The organism is Flavobacterium sp. B183 (genome assembly GCF_023539155.1).
GTDB classification, from domain to species: Bacteria; Bacteroidota; Bacteroidia; order Flavobacteriales; family Flavobacteriaceae; genus Flavobacterium; species Flavobacterium tructae.
In genome coordinates this window covers 3,254,232-3,270,251 of sequence record NZ_CP097434.1, presented here as the reverse complement: position 1 = coordinate 3,270,251, position 16,020 = coordinate 3,254,232, and the positions used below count along the sequence as shown (strand labels likewise).

General features: G+C 33.5%; 15 protein-coding genes. 11 read left to right on the top strand and 4 right to left on the bottom strand.

The window, feature by feature from the left end:
* Nucleotides 1-287 precede the first annotated feature (287 nt).
* Nucleotides 288-2,558: a M1 family metallopeptidase gene (locus M4I44_RS13875; RefSeq protein ID WP_249965044.1), complete on the bottom strand. Its 2,271-nt coding sequence runs from the start codon at nucleotides 2,556-2,558 to the stop codon at nucleotides 288-290.
* 186 nt (nucleotides 2,559-2,744) lie between these two features.
* Here M4I44_RS13875 and M4I44_RS13870 point away from each other — a divergent pair, with 186 nt between their 5' ends.
* The 3 genes from M4I44_RS13870 (at nucleotide 2,745) to M4I44_RS13860 (ending at nucleotide 4,846) form a co-directional block, all read left to right on the top strand.
* Nucleotides 2,745-3,596, top strand: a complete 852-nt coding sequence (locus M4I44_RS13870) for an aldose 1-epimerase family protein (RefSeq protein WP_249965043.1) — start codon at nucleotides 2,745-2,747, stop codon at nucleotides 3,594-3,596.
* An 11-nt stretch (nucleotides 3,597-3,607) separates the two neighbouring features.
* Complete coding sequence (locus tag M4I44_RS13865; RefSeq protein ID WP_249965042.1) at nucleotides 3,608-4,165, top strand: GNAT family N-acetyltransferase; 558 nt, start codon at nucleotides 3,608-3,610, stop codon at nucleotides 4,163-4,165.
* A gap of 126 nt (nucleotides 4,166-4,291) precedes the next feature.
* The gene (locus M4I44_RS13860; RefSeq protein WP_249965041.1) at nucleotides 4,292-4,846 is read left to right on the top strand and encodes a DUF3575 domain-containing protein; all 555 of its coding nucleotides are present in this window, start codon (nucleotides 4,292-4,294) and stop codon (nucleotides 4,844-4,846) included.
* Nucleotide 4,847: 1 nt separating this feature from the next.
* Here the strand turns inward: M4I44_RS13860 and M4I44_RS13855 are convergent, their stop codons facing one another.
* Nucleotides 4,848-5,075 (bottom strand): VF530 family DNA-binding protein, encoded by a 228-nt coding sequence (locus M4I44_RS13855; protein ID WP_070908521.1) that lies wholly within the window; start codon nucleotides 5,073-5,075, stop codon nucleotides 4,848-4,850.
* Nucleotides 5,076-5,184: 109 nt separating this feature from the next.
* Entirely contained in the window at nucleotides 5,185-5,823 is a 639-nt protein-coding gene (locus M4I44_RS13850; protein WP_249965040.1) for a porin family protein, read from the bottom strand.
* A 141-nt stretch (nucleotides 5,824-5,964) separates the two neighbouring features.
* Here M4I44_RS13850 and smpB point away from each other — a divergent pair, with 141 nt between their 5' ends.
* Nucleotides 5,965-6,420: an SsrA-binding protein SmpB gene (gene smpB / locus M4I44_RS13845; protein ID WP_017497111.1), complete on the top strand. Its 456-nt coding sequence runs from the start codon at nucleotides 5,965-5,967 to the stop codon at nucleotides 6,418-6,420.
* Between the two features lie 302 nt (nucleotides 6,421-6,722).
* Nucleotides 6,723-7,772 (top strand): Fic family protein, encoded by a 1,050-nt coding sequence (locus M4I44_RS13840; protein WP_017497112.1) that lies wholly within the window; start codon nucleotides 6,723-6,725, stop codon nucleotides 7,770-7,772.
* A gap of 32 nt (nucleotides 7,773-7,804) precedes the next feature.
* Here M4I44_RS13840 and M4I44_RS13835 read toward each other — a convergent pair whose 3' ends face one another.
* The gene (locus M4I44_RS13835; protein WP_017497113.1) at nucleotides 7,805-8,446 is read right to left on the bottom strand and encodes a protein-L-isoaspartate(D-aspartate) O-methyltransferase; all 642 of its coding nucleotides are present in this window, start codon (nucleotides 8,444-8,446) and stop codon (nucleotides 7,805-7,807) included.
* A gap of 606 nt (nucleotides 8,447-9,052) precedes the next feature.
* On the opposite strand from M4I44_RS13835, the gene M4I44_RS13830 reads away from it, so the two are divergent.
* The 6 genes from M4I44_RS13830 to M4I44_RS13805 all read left to right on the top strand — a co-directional run bounded on the left by M4I44_RS13830 (nucleotide 9,053) and on the right by M4I44_RS13805 (nucleotide 16,001).
* Complete coding sequence (locus M4I44_RS13830) at nucleotides 9,053-11,236, top strand: prolyl oligopeptidase family serine peptidase (RefSeq protein ID WP_249965039.1); 2,184 nt, start codon at nucleotides 9,053-9,055, stop codon at nucleotides 11,234-11,236.
* 250 nt (nucleotides 11,237-11,486) lie between these two features.
* The gene (locus M4I44_RS13825; protein WP_249965038.1) at nucleotides 11,487-12,560 is read left to right on the top strand and encodes a sensor histidine kinase; all 1,074 of its coding nucleotides are present in this window, start codon (nucleotides 11,487-11,489) and stop codon (nucleotides 12,558-12,560) included.
* Between the two features lie 2 nt (nucleotides 12,561-12,562).
* Nucleotides 12,563-13,285 (top strand): LytTR family DNA-binding domain-containing protein, encoded by a 723-nt coding sequence (locus M4I44_RS13820; protein WP_017497118.1) that lies wholly within the window; start codon nucleotides 12,563-12,565, stop codon nucleotides 13,283-13,285.
* A gap of 94 nt (nucleotides 13,286-13,379) precedes the next feature.
* On the top strand, nucleotides 13,380-14,345 hold the full coding sequence (locus M4I44_RS13815; protein ID WP_089077992.1) for a Gfo/Idh/MocA family protein: 966 nt from the start codon (nucleotides 13,380-13,382) through the stop codon (nucleotides 14,343-14,345).
* 90 nt (nucleotides 14,346-14,435) lie between these two features.
* Complete coding sequence (locus M4I44_RS13810) at nucleotides 14,436-15,329, top strand: 3-hydroxyacyl-CoA dehydrogenase family protein (RefSeq protein WP_017497120.1); 894 nt, start codon at nucleotides 14,436-14,438, stop codon at nucleotides 15,327-15,329.
* 12 nt (nucleotides 15,330-15,341) lie between these two features.
* Nucleotides 15,342-16,001, top strand: coding sequence for a YggS family pyridoxal phosphate-dependent enzyme (locus M4I44_RS13805; protein WP_017497121.1), 660 nt, complete (start codon nucleotides 15,342-15,344; stop codon nucleotides 15,999-16,001).
* Nucleotides 16,002-16,020: the final 19 nt, after the last annotated feature.

Sequence of the window (16,020 nt, the reverse complement as noted above, 5' to 3'; positions counted from 1 at the left end):
TTTCAAAATGAAAAATGAATATAAATAAATACGCGGCGAAAAACTCTGTGGATACTATAGAGATAGTGTCCGTACTTCGGGAGAAGTTACAGCTGAGTTTGTCCGTGACAAAGAAGTTATATGTAAACTTATTTTATTCATCGACTGCAAAAGTACACTATTTTTTTATTTACAAAACAAAAAAATAAAATTCTAACATTTTTTTTACAGAATGTTAATATTGGCCCATAAAAAACCCGATAGTTCAAAATAACTATCGGGTTCTTAAGTATTTACTTTTTTATCTTTTAATTTTTAGTAAACGGTATTGCATTACCATTGCTCAAAATAATCATATCAAAACCTGTTTTAGCCTCATTAAATTTGAACTTTAGTCCAGCTTCAGCTGATTGAAAGACATCTTTTTCATTTTCTACCGCCTTAACCGTAAACTTCGGATAATTTGTTATTAGAACATTCAATACATTATTCTTTTCTGTAAAATCAATTTTCAAAGGAGCTTTTGAAGTCGAATAGGTTCCTAAATAACCATCTAAAACTACATCTTTTTCTATTTTACCGTTACCGGCTGTCCAAACATTATTAGCTTGATTATTGTCTGGAAAAACATTATCCGGATCAAGCGTGATACTTTCTATTTCTTCAGTAGAATTGTGTTTAAACGTCCAAACATTGTTACGTTGCCATACTTCAACAGGCAATTTAACTCTTGTCACTTTCCCACTTTTTGTTTTCACATCTAAAATAACCGGCATAGGCATTTTATCGAAATTTTCAACTGTGATTGCAACTCCTTTTGCCGGATCATTTTTTATGTACTTAATTGAATTGATCCCCTGATTAAAGCGCCAATTGTTTACAAACCAGCTTCTCCAGAACCAGCTTAAATCTTCACCTGCAACATTTTCCATTGATCGGAAGAAATCATCCGGCTGAGGATGTTTATAAGCCCAACGCTCTATGTAAGTACGGAAAGCAAGATCAAAACGCTCTTTTCCTAAAATCTGCTCTCTTAAAATTACCAAACCAGAACTTGGCTTAAAATAACACAGCATCCCAATATTAGCCTCTTTCATATTATCAGGAGAACTCATTATCGTTTCCAGATCCGGTCTTGTGAATGGCTCTGCTAATTTGTGCAAATTCGATGGCGCTTCCTTATATTCACCTTTATTAAATTCCTCAGTGCTTAATGAATTAATAAAAGTATTAAATCCTTCATCCATCCAGGCGAATAATCTTTCGTTTGAACCTACAATCATAGGAAACCAAATATGCCCAAATTCATGATCGGTTACCCCCCATAAATCTTGTCCTTTTGACTCCCAGCTGCAAAAAACAATTCCCGGATATTCCATTCCACCTTCGTTTCCTGCAACGTTTGTGGCTACCGGATAAGGATATTCAAACCATTTTTTAGAATAGTGCTCAATCGATGCTTTTACATATTCAGTGGAACGTCCGTAAGCTTCATTTCCGCCACTTTCTACCGGATAAGCTGATAAAGCCAGTGCTTTTTTACCACTAGGCAGATTAATTTTGGCACCGTCTAAAACAAAAGCTGCCGAAGAAGCCCATGAAAAGTCACGAGCATTTTTTATTTGATAATGCCATGTTTTCTCTCCTGTTGTTTTTGAATTTGCCGTAGCAGCAACTTCTTCTGCAGAACGAATTGTTACGGTTTTATCGCTTTGACCTGCTTCTTTATAGCGTTTAAGCTGTTCTGCCGGTAATACTTCTGCGCCGTTTATCAATTCTCCTGATCCTACAACATAATGATTTGCAGGCACCGTTAACTTTACATCAAAATTTCCATATTCTAAATAAAACTCTGATGCACCCAAATAAGGCGCAGTATTCCATCCTTTTACGTCATCGTACACACACATACGGGGATACCATTGCGCAATCGTAAAAATTTTACCGTTTTTAGTTTCCAAAACTCCCGTTCTGTCTGATCCTTCAAAAGGTGCAACGAACGAAAACTCAATTTTAATTTTTACAGCTCCCCCTTTTGATGCTAATGTTTCCGGAAGAAATATCTGCATTCTGGTATCTGTAACTATATATTTTGCTTCAATTTCAGTCTTTTTCTTTCCACCTGAAATTACTTTAACCGATTTAATTTTGTTTCCTCCATCAAAAACCTGTCCCTGAGCACCATTACGGCTTCCTGAAAGTGGCACCACCGCGTTCCCTCTTGAATCATTTTTGAATAAATTCTGATCTAAATTCAACCATACAAATGACATTTTTTCCGGACTATTATTGGTATAGGTAATTTCATCTGTACCAGTAATTTCATTCGTAGTTCCGTTTAATTTTGCAGTAATCTGATAATCGGCTCTGTTTTGCCAATATTCAACTCCCGGCTGACCGTTTGCAGAGCGCGTTGGTGTTCCATTTTTGGTATAGAAATTTGGTCCAAACGCATCGTGGTAATCGTAATTGTTAACAGGATTTACTACTGTTGCAGGAGGTGTTTGCTGTGCCCAGACAGAAGAAACTCCAACAAACAAAGCCATGGTTAATAAGGCTTTTGAGGATTGTTTTTTCATAATTTTTAGCTGTTTATGTAGCAAATTAATGAAAAAAAAAGCTATTTACAGAGAAATTATAAAACGTAAATTCAATTTTAGCAAAATTTTATGCAAAAAATATTTTAAGCCATTTTCCTAAAAAAATAAAATTTATAAAATATATTTACATCAGTATATCAGTAATCTTTTTCAATTTCAAACACTTTGAACACAACTATCAACAATTCAGCGATAAGCGTCTCAATAAAACATTCCGGAGCAGAATTATTTTCATTAAAAGACAATCAAAATAAAGAATACATCTGGGAAGGCAATCCTGACTTTTGGGGCAAACATTCTCCGGTACTTTTTCCTATTGTAGGAACCCTTAAAAACAATACTTATACAATCGACGAAAAAGCATACCAGCTACCAAGACACGGTTTTGCACGTGATATGAACTTTGAATTGATCGAAAAGACTGAAAATACAGCAATCTTCTCTTTAAAATCAAATGCCGAAACATTAGAAAAATATCCTTTTGAATTTGAACTACAGCTTATTTACAGCGTTGAAAACACAACTTTGAATATTGAATATAAAGTAATCAACACAGGAAAAAGCAAAATGCCATTTTCGATCGGAGCTCACCCTGCGATAGCATTACCGGGAGATTTTAAAAATTATGCTTTCCAATTCGAAAAGCAAGAAGTTTTAAAATATTATCTCTTAGAGAATGATTTAATTTCTAATCAAACAGAAACCTTGAAAAATGAAAATGGATTAATTCCGTTTGACTATCAATTATTCGAAAACGATGCATTAATTTTTAAAACCCTGGAATCAAAATCGCTAACGCTTCTTCAAAACTCCAAGCCCTATGTCAAAGTTGATTTTGAAGATTTTCCAAGTTTAGGAATCTGGACAAAACCACAAGCTCCTTTTATTTGTATTGAACCCTGGCTTGGATACTCTGACACTGCTGAAAATTCGGGAAATTTATTCGAAAAAGAAGGAGTTTTAGTTCTCGAATCTAATCAAAACTTTAATTCAAAATTTAGTATCTCAATATTATAATCTACAAAAAAATGCTGGAATTTAATTTTACTCCCTTCCCTGTAATCGAAACAGAACGTTTGCTTTTACGAAGAATCACAAATGACGACGTTAATGAAGTTTTCGAATTGCGTTCAAATCCCGAAACGATGAAATTCATCCCTCGTCCCTTAGTTAAAGATTCTGAAGATGCCCTAGCACATATTAAGATGATTGAAGACAAAATTGTCGCAAATGAAGGAATCAATTGGGGAATTACGCTAAAAGACAACCCTAAATTATTAGGAATCATTGGCTATTACAGAATGCAGCCAGAGCATCATCGTGCTGAAATTGGATATATTTTACTACCGGAATTTCACGGAAAAGGAATCATCCCGGAATCAGTAAACGGATTGATCACTTATGGTTTTGAAGAATTAAAATTACATTCGATTGAAGCAGTAATTGACCCTGAAAATTATGCCTCTGAGAAAGTATTACAAAAGTGTGGCTTTATAAAAGAAGGACATTTTAAAGAATGTGAATTTTATGACGGCAAATTCATCGATAGCGTAATCTACTCATTATTAAGCAATAAAAAACAATAGCTTTTTTTGAAAAAAAATATTCCTGTTAAATTAATGGTTCTGGATAATAGTAACTATTGGTTTGCGTTATATTTGCAATCGAAATAAGAAAAAAGAACTTATTTCAACATCTCGAAAACCTATTTTATGAAAAAAATTTTTATTGCCCTTATTCTTTTCTTTTCGATTCAATCTCAAAGTCAAACTTTTATTAAGTTTAATGCTGCATCCGCTTTATTAGCAGTGCCAAATGTTGGAGTTGAAACCAGTATTGGAAAAAATTTAACTTTTAGTGTTGACGTAATGGCGTCATTTTGGGAATCTTTTGATGGAAAAAATCCAATGCAATTCTACACACTAACACCTGAACTCCGTTATCATTTTAAAGAAAACTATAATGGTTTCTATGTAGGGGGGCACGCTGGACCAGACGTCTACAAAATTCAAAAATGGAATTACTGGGACACTAATAAATATGAACATGGTTTTGGTTACCGCTTAGGAGTTACTGTTGGGTATAACATTAAACTAAGTGATAAATTTTTACTGGATATTTTTGCAGGAGGTGGCTGGCACCAAGGTTTTTACCACGGTTATTACAACGATGGAACTCCAGGAAGATATGAAAAAGCACCAAACTGGAATAAGAGCGGAGAATGGCTTCCATACCGTGGAGGTGTTATGATTTCTTATAAATTATAAACTACTTCGCCAATTTAGGCAGTGATTTTACATACAAATCTTCCACTTTTTTACGTGCCCAGTCGGTTTTTCTTAAAAAAGTCAAGCTTGATTTTACACTTGGATTTGAGATAAAGCACTTTATCGGAATTAATTCCGCCAGAGTATCAAAACCATAGTATTCTACTAATGCTTCTACAATTTTTTGAAGCGTTATACCGTGTAAAGGATCTTTCGATTGATTTTGCATTTTATACTTTTAAATAATCTTATTAAAAAGACCGTACTTTCAAAAAGCACGGTCTTTCTTTTTTTTTACAAAACTAGTAAATTAATTTACATCAATTTCCGTCGTTTGTTTAAAAAAGAAATTTAAACCCAAAAGAAAGCGGAGAAGTCAAATTTGGTCTGCTTCCTGCTAAAGCTGTATTGTAAAAAGGATCAACATTTGCCACATGTGCAAGTCCAAAATTGGTTACTGTAGTTTTCTCACCATTTTTCGGATCTAATGTCGTAGACGTAAAGTTTGCCAAATCGTATGAAAACTCAACTGAGAAATTTTTACTAATAAAATAATCAAACCCTCCCGAAACCGATAAGCCATATTGGCTAATCTTCAAATCACTTTCTTTCTCTTTTCCTGTGATAATAGGAGCTGCTACCTGTCCGAAGAAATATAACGAACCCGCTACATTCCAGTATTTTCTAGCCAACGGCTGAATAACAAGTAAATCTGTTTTTGCTACGGTTCCTGCTTTTGCATCAGCTTTTATGTTAATAATACCAAACCCTGCTCCTACTGCAACAGAAGGCGTTACAAATGTCCCCACAATTGGCAATACAGAAAGATTTGTATTTTTAACGTCGCCCGTTTTAGTTTGCTGATAACCAAATTGTGATGTTGCAAACCAGGTTCCTTTTAAACCCTGATTTGTTTCCTGAGCTTTTGCGGTCAAGCCAATAAATGCAATACTTACTAATGTTAAAATTTTTTTCATGTTTTAGTATGTTTAAAATTATTCAACAAACTTATACGTAAGCATTTTCTTTGGGTATGATCAAAATCATAGATTAAAAAAAAACTTTAATTCTTTCAGATTTTATTAAAGTTTTTCATTTTTGTTTTACATTTGTACACTATGTTAAAAACAGTCAATATACTTAATAAAAGAGCCCGTTTTGATTATGAAATAATCGACACTTACACAGCGGGAATTGTTTTGTCGGGAACCGAAATTAAATCCATACGTCTAGGTAAAGCTAATATTACTGAAAGCTTTTGTGAATTTAACAACATGGAACTCTTTGCCATTAATACCTATATCGAAGAGTATTCTTTTGGGAATCAATTCAATCATAAATCCAGAAGTGAAAGAAAATTACTTTTGAACAAAAAGGAGCTTAAAACGTTGCATAAAAATGTTCAGGCCAAAGGACTTACTATTGTCCCATTGAAATTATTTACCAACGAAAAAGGACTTGCCAAACTGCAAATAGGTCTCTGTAAAGGAAAGAAAAACTACGACAAACGCGAATCTCTGAAAGAACAGGATACCAAACGCGATTTAGACCGAATCAAAAAAGCATACAACTAAATAGAATATCTTTCCAAATCACTACTAAACAAGTGTTTATTACTATTTTATTGTTATTTTTACTATAAACAATTTAACCTTAAGAAAAGTAGTAAACTAATCTGGACAGGTACTACCAAATCAGAATATGTTACCGACCTTGGTCAAACCGTTGATGCAATTATGCAAGCATTGGTAAAAGAAATGAAAAAAAGACGGTTCAATTCCTTTTAAATAGTATTTTAAAAAGCAATATTTTGATATTGCTTTTTTTTTACTAAATTTATGACTAAATTTGTCAAGACAATTTAAATGAAGTAAAAATGAAATCGCTCCTTAAAAATGCAAGAGAACAAAAAGGTCTAAAAACCCGTGAAGTAGCACAACTGCTTGGCATCGATCAGGCTCTAATAAGCAAATTTGAAAGTGGTGCAAGGAAACCAACCAAAGATCAAATTGTTAAGCTATCTCAACTTCTAGAAATAGACTATGAGACTTTAATGATCGCATGGCTGAAAGAAAAAATTCTCTATGAAATTGGTGATGATGAATTTGCTTTAAAAGCGCTTGAAGTTGCAGAGAAAGAAATCAAATACAATAAAACAGTCTCTAAATTAAAATTATCAACCACTTTAGAAAAAATCCTTAGTGAAATAGATGTTTTAAAAGAAAAACTAGATACTTACAGACAGTTTGATAGTTATAAAATTAGTCAGGCACTTGAGCTCGAATATACTTTTGAAAGCAATCGAATTGAAGGAAATACCATGACGCTTCGTGAGACCGATATGGTCATCAACGAAGGCTTGACCATTTCAGGAAAAAGTATGAGAGAACATCTTGAAACCATTAATCATCAGGAAGCGATAGGTTTTATCAAAGATTTAATGCAAAAGAACAACAGCTTAAATGAACGCGATCTTTTATCTATCCACAATTTAATTTTAAGAGGTATAATTCCCGAAGATGCAGGCCGTTATCGAAAAGTACAGGTCATGATTCAGGGAAGCAGTCACATGCCTCCACAGCCTTTTTTAGTTGCAAAGGAAATGGAAGAATACTTTATTTGGTATGAAATCAACAAAAATAAACTACATCCAGTTATTCTTGCAGCTGAAATGCACGAAAGACTAGTTACAATTCACCCTTTTATTGATGGAAATGGCAGAACCTCCAGATTAGTCATGAATTTAATTTTAATGCAAAAAGGCTATCTGATCGCCAATATAAAAGGAGATTATGAAAACAGAATGCAATACTACCAATCTCTGGAAACCGCTCAAATAAAAAAAGACAAAGAAGATTTTTTATTCTTCATCGCCAAAATCGAAAAAGAAAGTCTGGAGCGTTATATTAGTATTATTGGCCAATAAAACAAAACCCACTATTGCTAGTGGGTTTTATTTTAATTTTTATCTTCTAATAAAGGAACGAATCTAAATTCTCCAAACTCATGTTTTTCAAATTGTGTTTCATTCTTTCGAATCAATAGGGTCATAATCTGAACATCTTCTCCTAACGGAATAACAAGTCTTCCTCCTATTTTAAGCTGCGCCATTAAAGGTTGCGGAATAAACGGAGCTCCGGCAGTAACAATAATACTATCAAAAGGCGCGTAACTTGGCAACCCTTTATAACCGTCTCCAAAAGACAAGTGTTTTGGACGAATGTTTAATTTTGGAAACAAATTAGAAGTTGTTCTAAACAACTCACTCTGTCTTTCCACACTGTACACTTTTGCTCCCAACATAAACAAAACCGCTGTTTGATACCCCGATCCTGTGCCAATTTCTAAAATCTTATGGTCTTTTTTAACCTCCAATAATTGCGATTGAAAAGCAACTGTATAAGGTTGCGAAATAGTTTGCCCTGCTCCTATAGGAAATGCCTTATCCTGATATGCATAATCTTCAAAACTTGAATTTAAAAAAAGGTGTCTCGGGATTTTTTTTATCGCATCTAAAACTGCTTTATCAGTAATTCCTTTTTGTTCTAAAGTGCTTACTAATTGATTGCGAAGTCCTTGATGTTTGGCAGTATCTTTCAAAATGGATTGGTTTTATTTTTGCAAAAATAGGAAAGTAAATCAATTTTAAATGCTTTCACGCAGAATGTTTTCAACTCAGAAACTTCTTTCAATTTAATGTAATCAGAACCATTTACCACTCAAATGCTTGTATTAACCGTTCGTCATTTTTTTAAAAATTTTCAGATGATGTGTTGCTACTTTTGAAACATCAATCAGGAAATAATAATTTAAAAACCAAAATTATGAACACATTAAATTTTAAAACTCCTACCGAAGCTCTAAAACCATTAGCTATTGGTTTTGCAATCGGACTTATTACCAATTTCATTAGTTTTTTAATTCACTTGTAAAAAATCAATCAATCAATCAATCAATCAATCAATCAATCAATCAATCAATCAATCAATCAATCAATCAATCAATCAATCAATCAATCAATCAATCAATCAATCAGTAAAATTAACCAATAAGTAAAACCAAAAATTATGGAAACCCAAAAAGAAGTAAACATTTACAAAATTATTAAATCATTTATCGTAGGATTTATAATCGGATTTGCGCTTTATAAATTTATCACTATAGTCGTACTGAATTAATCTAATCTTCAATCAAAAAATATCAATCATGAAAACCAATACACTTAAAAAGATCGCTTTTCTATCTCTAGGAGTTATTTCGACAGGAAATTTATTTGCACAAAACAAACCCGAAAAAGCACCCTCTGTCCCTGCTAAAGACACTTATTTTGGAATTACAGTGGAAGACAAATACAGAAACCTTGAGGATTTAAAAAATGAACAAACCTTAAGCTGGTTAAAGGCTCAGGCAGATTATACGAACAATATTTTAAACTCAATTCCGGGAAAACAAACTCTTATAGATGAGTTGACTTCTATAAATGACAGAGTTACCGAGGCGATCAGCGGAACGCAGATTATGGAAGATGGTACTTATTTTTATCAAAAAACAACTCCAAAAGATCAGGTTGCAAAACTGTATAAAAGAGCTGGTTTAAAGGGAAAAGAGACGTTAATCTTTGACCCACAAACGTTAAAAGGTGAAGCAAAAGACATCTTTACTATTAGTTCTTTCTCTCCCAATAAGAGCGGAAAACTAATTGCTGTAAATATTTCCAAAAATGGTGGTGAAATGAGCGAAATGTTTTTAATAAATACAGCCGACAATAAAATTTTGGCGGATAAAATCGACAAGTTAAGATTTGGAAATGCCAATTGGTTAGACGATGACAAATCATTTTTGTACTCACAATCACCAACCGCCGATATTCATGATGCAAAAGCACAATTGAATATCGTTACAAAACTGCACGTTATAGGAAATGACATTACAAAGGATAAAGTGATTTTTTCGAAGGCCATGTATCCTGAATTAAAAATTGCAGAGGAAGAAATCCCTATTATGGGTTATGACGTAGACAGTAAGATGATTTTTCTGATGCCTTATTCTGTAAATCCAAACATGAAAGTGTTTATTGCCAAAGGTTCAGAGTTGAAAAGTGCTAAAATTAGCTGGAAATTATTAACGGACAGAAAAGATGAAATTAAAAATTTTGCTTTCAGCGATAAAGACATTTATTTTTTCACAAGTTTAAATGCTCCAAAATTTAAAGTAACAAAAACCAGTATGGCTAATCCAAATTTAGCAACTGCAACACTGGTGATCCCTGAAGACAAAGAAGCCAATTTGAACCCTATTACGATTACCAAAGACGGGATTTTTTATACCAAAACAAAAAACGGAATCGAAAGTAAACTATTCTTCACTGATTTTGAAGGAAAAAAACACAGTGAAATCAAAACACCAAAAAAATCTGCTACTATTGTTTTAACTTCAAGAGGAAGTAAATTTTCAGACTTATGGGTTCGAACAACAGGCTGGACCACCAAAGGAGAGCGTTATAAATACGATGTAAAGAAAAATAATTTTATCAGAGAAGAACTCTCTACTATTACTGAATACCCGGAATTTGAAAATTTTGAAATTGAAGAATTAATGGTAAAATCGTATGATGGTGTCGAAGTTCCACTATCCCTTATTTATAAAAAAGGAATCAAAAAAGATGCAAACAATCCTGTTTTATTCTATGGTTATGGTGCCTACGGAATGTCTATGTCTCCTACTTTTAATCCTAGTCTGCTTTTATGGGTAGAAAGAGGCGGAATACTTGCTGTTGCTCACGTAAGAGGCGGTGGAGAATTAGGTGAAAAATGGCATTTAGAAGGTCAAAAAAGCACAAAACCAAATACATGGAAAGACGTAATTGCCTGTACCGAATACATGATTAAAGAAGGGTATACAAATCCGACAAAAACGGCAATCTACAGCAGAAGCGCCGGCGGAATTCTGGTAGGAAGAGCCATTACTGAAAGACCCGATTTATATGCTGTAGCCATTCCGGGAGTAGGAAGTATGAATACCGTTAGAGGCGAAAATGCACCAAACGGACCTGCAAATACACCTGAATTTGGAACTATGAAAATCGAAGATGAAGCCAAAGCTCTTATAGAAATGGACTCCTATTTACAACTAAAAGACGGTGTTAAATATCCTGCAACCCTAACAACAGCAGGATTCAATGACCCTAGAATAATTGTTTGGTCACCTGCTAAATTTGCTGCTCGATTGCTTGAGGTAAATGCGTCTAAAAAACCAACTTTATTAAAAGTCGATTATGAAGCAGGTCATTTTGGCGGAGCTTCAAAAGCAAAATCGTATGAAGAAGTTGCAGATGTTTTAAGCTTTGCGCTATGGCAAGTAGGACATCCTGATTTTCAACCAAAAAATTAATCATTTAAAATGTAACTTTGGCAATGTCAACATTGCCAAAGTTTTTAAAACTTAAAATTATGATCAAAATAATTATAGCTTTGACTATTGAAATAAGCCATTTGTTATTTAAAATTTTATCTTAATGAAATTAACCGCAAAAATTCTAATGACTATAGTTGTTGTAATCTGCCTGCTCCTTGTAGTCTCTTTTATCGCAGGAATGATTTATGGATACCATACACCGATGAAAGTAAAATAACTTATAAAAATGTTTCAAAAAAAGGATCACGTTTTCATTTTAGTTCAGATCATTATATGGACTATCTACTCAGGAATAATTTTTATTCCTCAAATTATCATTCCGGAATTAAACATATTGAAATACAAAAACTGGCAACTCCTTTTGGACTACTTTTTTAGTGTTTGCGTGCTTACTTTCCTTTCGATAGCTTTAAAATATTTTTATAACCGGTACATAAAACTGGACGATTTTAAACTTTGGGAAATTATTAAAATGCTTTTTTTAATTTTCTCAGCTGCTCTCTTTTTCTTTGGGATACTAACGGCATATAATTATCTAATGATCAATTATGTTTATGAAAACCCTGAAGTTTTTGATCATCCGTCTCAATCTGCCAAAAGACAGATTTTCTTTATTTTTGTGATGGGATTTCTTTTCTTTCTTTGGATAATTGTGTACACCATTTACAAAACAACCTCGCAAATCAAGAATAATAAAATGGATCGAATGGAAATTGAAAACACTTTAAAAGATTCTCAACTGAATGCTTTAAAAGGGCAAATCAATCCGCATTTTATGTTTAACAGCTTAAATAATATTCGCGGATTAATTCTGGAAAATCCTGAAAAATCGAGAGAAATGATCACTCGATTGTCCGAAATGCTTCGATATTCCCTCACCAAAAACGAGATTACAACAATTGCGCTGGAAGAAGAAATTGAAATGGTAGAAAACTTCATTGAAATTTCAAAAATTCAAATGGAAGATCGTTTGAACTTTACTTCTCAAATAGATCAGAATACTTTAAAACTACAAATCCCCCCAATGATCATTCAAATGCTGATCGAAAATGCGGTTAAACATGGAATTTCAAAATTAAAAGAAGGAGGCCAAATTTCATTAGAAACCAATATGGAAAACAACAATTTGACCATTGTAGTTTCGAATACAGGAGTACTTACCATTGAAAAAGATTCTACACAATTAGGAATCAAAAATATCGAGAAAAGATTGCATTTAATTTATGGCGAGAAAGCTCGTTTTAAATTGCAGGAAATAGAAAATAAAGTAATTGCAAAAATAACAATTCCAATACTTTAAGTATGAAAAAAATAAAAGCTGTTATTGTTGAAGATTCCCGTCTGGCCAGAAATGAGCTTAAAGAATTAATTAAAAATCATCCGGAAATTGAAATTATTGGAGAAGCAGAAAATGTAGATTCAGGCTTTAAATTAATACAGGAAACGCAGCCGGATTTACTTTTTTTAGACATCAATATGCCAGAAAAAGATGGTTTTGAACTGTTAGAAATGCTCGACAAAGTTCCCATTACTATTTTCACAACGGCTTTTGACGAGTACGCTATTAAATCTTTCGAATACAATGCTTTAGATTATTTACTAAAACCTATAAATCCGAAAAGATTTGCACATTCAATCGAAAAAGTAAGTCAAAACCTAGTTGAAAAAGAAGAAAAAAATAATAAGAAACTGACGCTAAACAATCAGATTTTTATTCGCGATGGCGAGAAATGCTGGCTTGTAAAAATTGCCGATATCTTTCTGTTTGAAGTGGATGGCAACTACACCCGAATCTTTTTTCAGGATGAGAAAGCGGTACTTAATAAATCATTAAACCATATTGAAGAGAAACTTCCTGATGATTATTTCTTCCGGGCCAATCGAAACCAAATTATCAATATAGAATATATACTCAAAATAGACCCTTGGTTTAGTGGTAATCTGCTCGTACAGCTTCCGAAAGAAGTAAAAGTAGAAATATCACGAAGACAAACCAATAACTTTAAAGAGAAGTTAAGTCTGTAAATACATTTAAAATTGTTCAAATAATTTCGACTTTGTCCTAACTAAACTTTTACTTTCAACAAATAAATTATATTTTTGTTTAAAATACATTCTCATGTTAAAAGTAGGAGTTTTAGGTGCAGGTCATCTTGGTAAAATACATTTACGCTTATTACAACAATCTGACCAATACGAATTAGTTGGATTTTACGACGAAAATCAGGAAAATGCCGAAAGAATCTCAAAAGAGTTTGGCTATAAAAACTTCAACACAATTGCAAAATTAATTCACGCTGTGGATGTTATCGACATTGTGACCCCAACTCTTTCACACTACAAATGTGCTAAGGTAGCCATCAAATCAGGAAAACATATCTTTATAGAAAAACCAATTGCCAATACTGTTGAAGAAGCCGAAGAAATCATTGCTTTGGCGGCAGAACACCATGTAAAAGGTCAGGTAGGTCACGTTGAACGTTTTAACCCTGCGTTCATTGCTACAAAAAACATGATCGAAAATCCAATGTTTATAGAAACGCACCGTCTCGCCGAGTTCAATCCTCGTGGTACAGACGTTCCTGTTGTTTTGGATTTAATGATTCATGATATTGATGCCATTTTGAGCGTTGTAAACTCAAAAGTAAAAAACATCAATGCAAGTGGTGTTTCTGTAATTAGCGAAACACCGGATATTGCCAATGCCAGAATCGAATTTGAGAATGGATGTGTGGCTAATCTAACCGCAAGCAGAATTTCGATGAAAAACATGCGTAAAACACGATTTTTTCAAAAGGATGCCTACATTTCTGTAGATTTTCTGGAGAAAAAATGTGAAGTGGTTCGAATGAAAGACGCTCCGGAAATTCCTGGTGATTTTGATATGATTTTACAAAATGCAGAAGGTGTAAAAAAGCAAATCTATTTTACAAATCCTGATGTAGAACAAAATAACGCAATTTTAGATGAGCTGGAATCATTTGCTAATGCTATAAAAACTGACACAACTCCGGTTGTGACTCTGGAACAGGCAACAGATGCATTACGAGTGGCTTATCAGATAATTGATTGTTTCGATAAATAATTTGGAAGTTTTAAAAAATAAATTAGCCACGAGTTCATAAATTAATTTGTGAACTCGTGGCTAAAATCATAAATATAATATCAAATTTAAATGAAAACTATAGCTGTAATTGGTGCAGGAACAATGGGTAACGGAATTGCTCATACATTTGCACAAAGTGGTTTTGTCGTAAAACTAATTGACGTTTCTGAAAAATCATTAGACAAAGGAATGGCAACTATTGCTGCCAATTTAGACCGAATGCTTTCTAAAGGAACCATCACTCAAGAAGAAGTTACCAAAACGATCACTAATATTATTACGTATACTGATATTAAAGACGGCGTTGTTGGTGTGGATTTAGTAGTTGAAGCTGCTACTGAAAATGTAGAGTTAAAACTTAATATTTTCAAACAATTAAACGAAGCTTGTTCTCATAACACCATTCTGGCAACGAATACTTCTTCGATATCTATTACTCAAATCGGAGCAGTTGTAGCACATCCTGAAAGAGTTATCGGAATGCACTTTATGAATCCGGTGCCGATTATGAAATTGGTCGAAATTATCCGCGGATACAACACCAGCGATGAAGTTACCAAAACCATCATGGACTTATCTGTAAAATTAGGTAAAGTTCCTGTTGAAGTAAACGATTACCCTGGTTTTGTGGCCAATCGAATTTTAATGCCAATGTTAAACGAAGCTATCGAAACCTTATACAACAAAGTTGCCGGAGTTTACGAAATTGACACGGTAATGAAATTAGGAATGGGACACCCAATGGGACCTCTTCAATTAGCTGATTTTATTGGCCTTGATGTTTGTCTTGCTATTTTAAATGTAATGTACGACGGTTTCAAAAATCCAAAATACGCCCCTTGCCCACTATTAGTGAATATGGTTAGAGCCGGAAAGTTAGGAGTAAAATCAGGTGAAGGTTTTTATGATTATAGCGAAAGTAAAAAAGCAGAGAAAATCTCCAAGCAATTTATCCTTTCCTAAAAAAGAAATACCATGTCGATAGCATCGAATTTAAATACAATCAAGGCAGGTTTACCTGAAAATGTAACTTTAGTTGCCGTTTCTAAAACAAAACCGGTTCCCGATTTAATGCAGGCATATGATGCCGGTCAGCGCATTTTTGGAGAAAATAAAATCCAGGAAATGACTGAAAAATGGGAACAAATGCCAAAAGACATTCAATGGCACATGATTGGTCATGTACAGTCGAATAAAGTCAAATTTATGGCTCCTTTTGTAAGTTTGATTCATGGTGTTGACAGCTTAAAACTGTTGCAGGAAATCAATAAACAAGCATTGAAAAACGATCGAATTATTGATTGCCTGCTTCAAATATATATTGCCGAAGAAGAATCTAAATTTGGGTTAGACGAAAACGAATTAAATGAATTACTATCTTCACCAGAATTCAAAGAACTGAAAAACATTCGTATCTTGGGATTAATGGGAATGGCAACTTTTACAGAAGATCAAAGCCAAATTAAAAAGGAATTTACACATTTAAAATCTATTTTTGATTCCATAAAAGAACTGAAAACTGAAAACTGCAACCTGACTACTGTCTCTATGGGAATGTCCGGAGATTATCAACTCGCAATTGAATGCGGCAGTACAATGGTCCGCATTGGAAGTAGTATTTTTGGAGGAAGATAAGTTCTCAATATCAATGACA

Bases quoted from the DNA above. Each gene is read 5' to 3' on its own strand.
- M4I44_RS13850 (WP_249965040.1), bottom strand. From the start codon at position 5,823: ATGAAAAAAATTTTAACATTAGTAAGTATTGCATTTATTGGCTTGACC.
- M4I44_RS13865 (WP_249965042.1), top strand. From the start codon at position 3,608: ATGCTGGAATTTAATTTTACTCCCTTCCCTGTAATCGAAACAGAACGT.
- M4I44_RS13805 (WP_017497121.1), top strand. From the start codon at position 15,342: ATGTCGATAGCATCGAATTTAAATACAATCAAGGCAGGTTTACCTGAA.
- M4I44_RS13855 (WP_070908521.1), bottom strand. From the start codon at position 5,075: ATGCAAAATCAATCGAAAGATCCTTTACACGGTATAACGCTTCAAAAA.
- M4I44_RS13825 (WP_249965038.1), top strand. From the start codon at position 11,487: ATGTTTCAAAAAAAGGATCACGTTTTCATTTTAGTTCAGATCATTATA.
- smpB (WP_017497111.1), top strand. From the start codon at position 5,965: ATGTTAAAAACAGTCAATATACTTAATAAAAGAGCCCGTTTTGATTAT.
- M4I44_RS13830 (WP_249965039.1), top strand. From the start codon at position 9,053: ATGAAAACCAATACACTTAAAAAGATCGCTTTTCTATCTCTAGGAGTT.
- M4I44_RS13820 (WP_017497118.1), top strand. From the start codon at position 12,563: ATGAAAAAAATAAAAGCTGTTATTGTTGAAGATTCCCGTCTGGCCAGA.
- M4I44_RS13875 (WP_249965044.1), bottom strand. From the start codon at position 2,558: ATGAAAAAACAATCCTCAAAAGCCTTATTAACCATGGCTTTGTTTGTT.
- M4I44_RS13815 (WP_089077992.1), top strand. From the start codon at position 13,380: ATGTTAAAAGTAGGAGTTTTAGGTGCAGGTCATCTTGGTAAAATACAT.
- M4I44_RS13860 (WP_249965041.1), top strand. From the start codon at position 4,292: ATGAAAAAAATTTTTATTGCCCTTATTCTTTTCTTTTCGATTCAATCT.
- M4I44_RS13810 (WP_017497120.1), top strand. From the start codon at position 14,436: ATGAAAACTATAGCTGTAATTGGTGCAGGAACAATGGGTAACGGAATT.
- M4I44_RS13840 (WP_017497112.1), top strand. From the start codon at position 6,723: ATGAAATCGCTCCTTAAAAATGCAAGAGAACAAAAAGGTCTAAAAACC.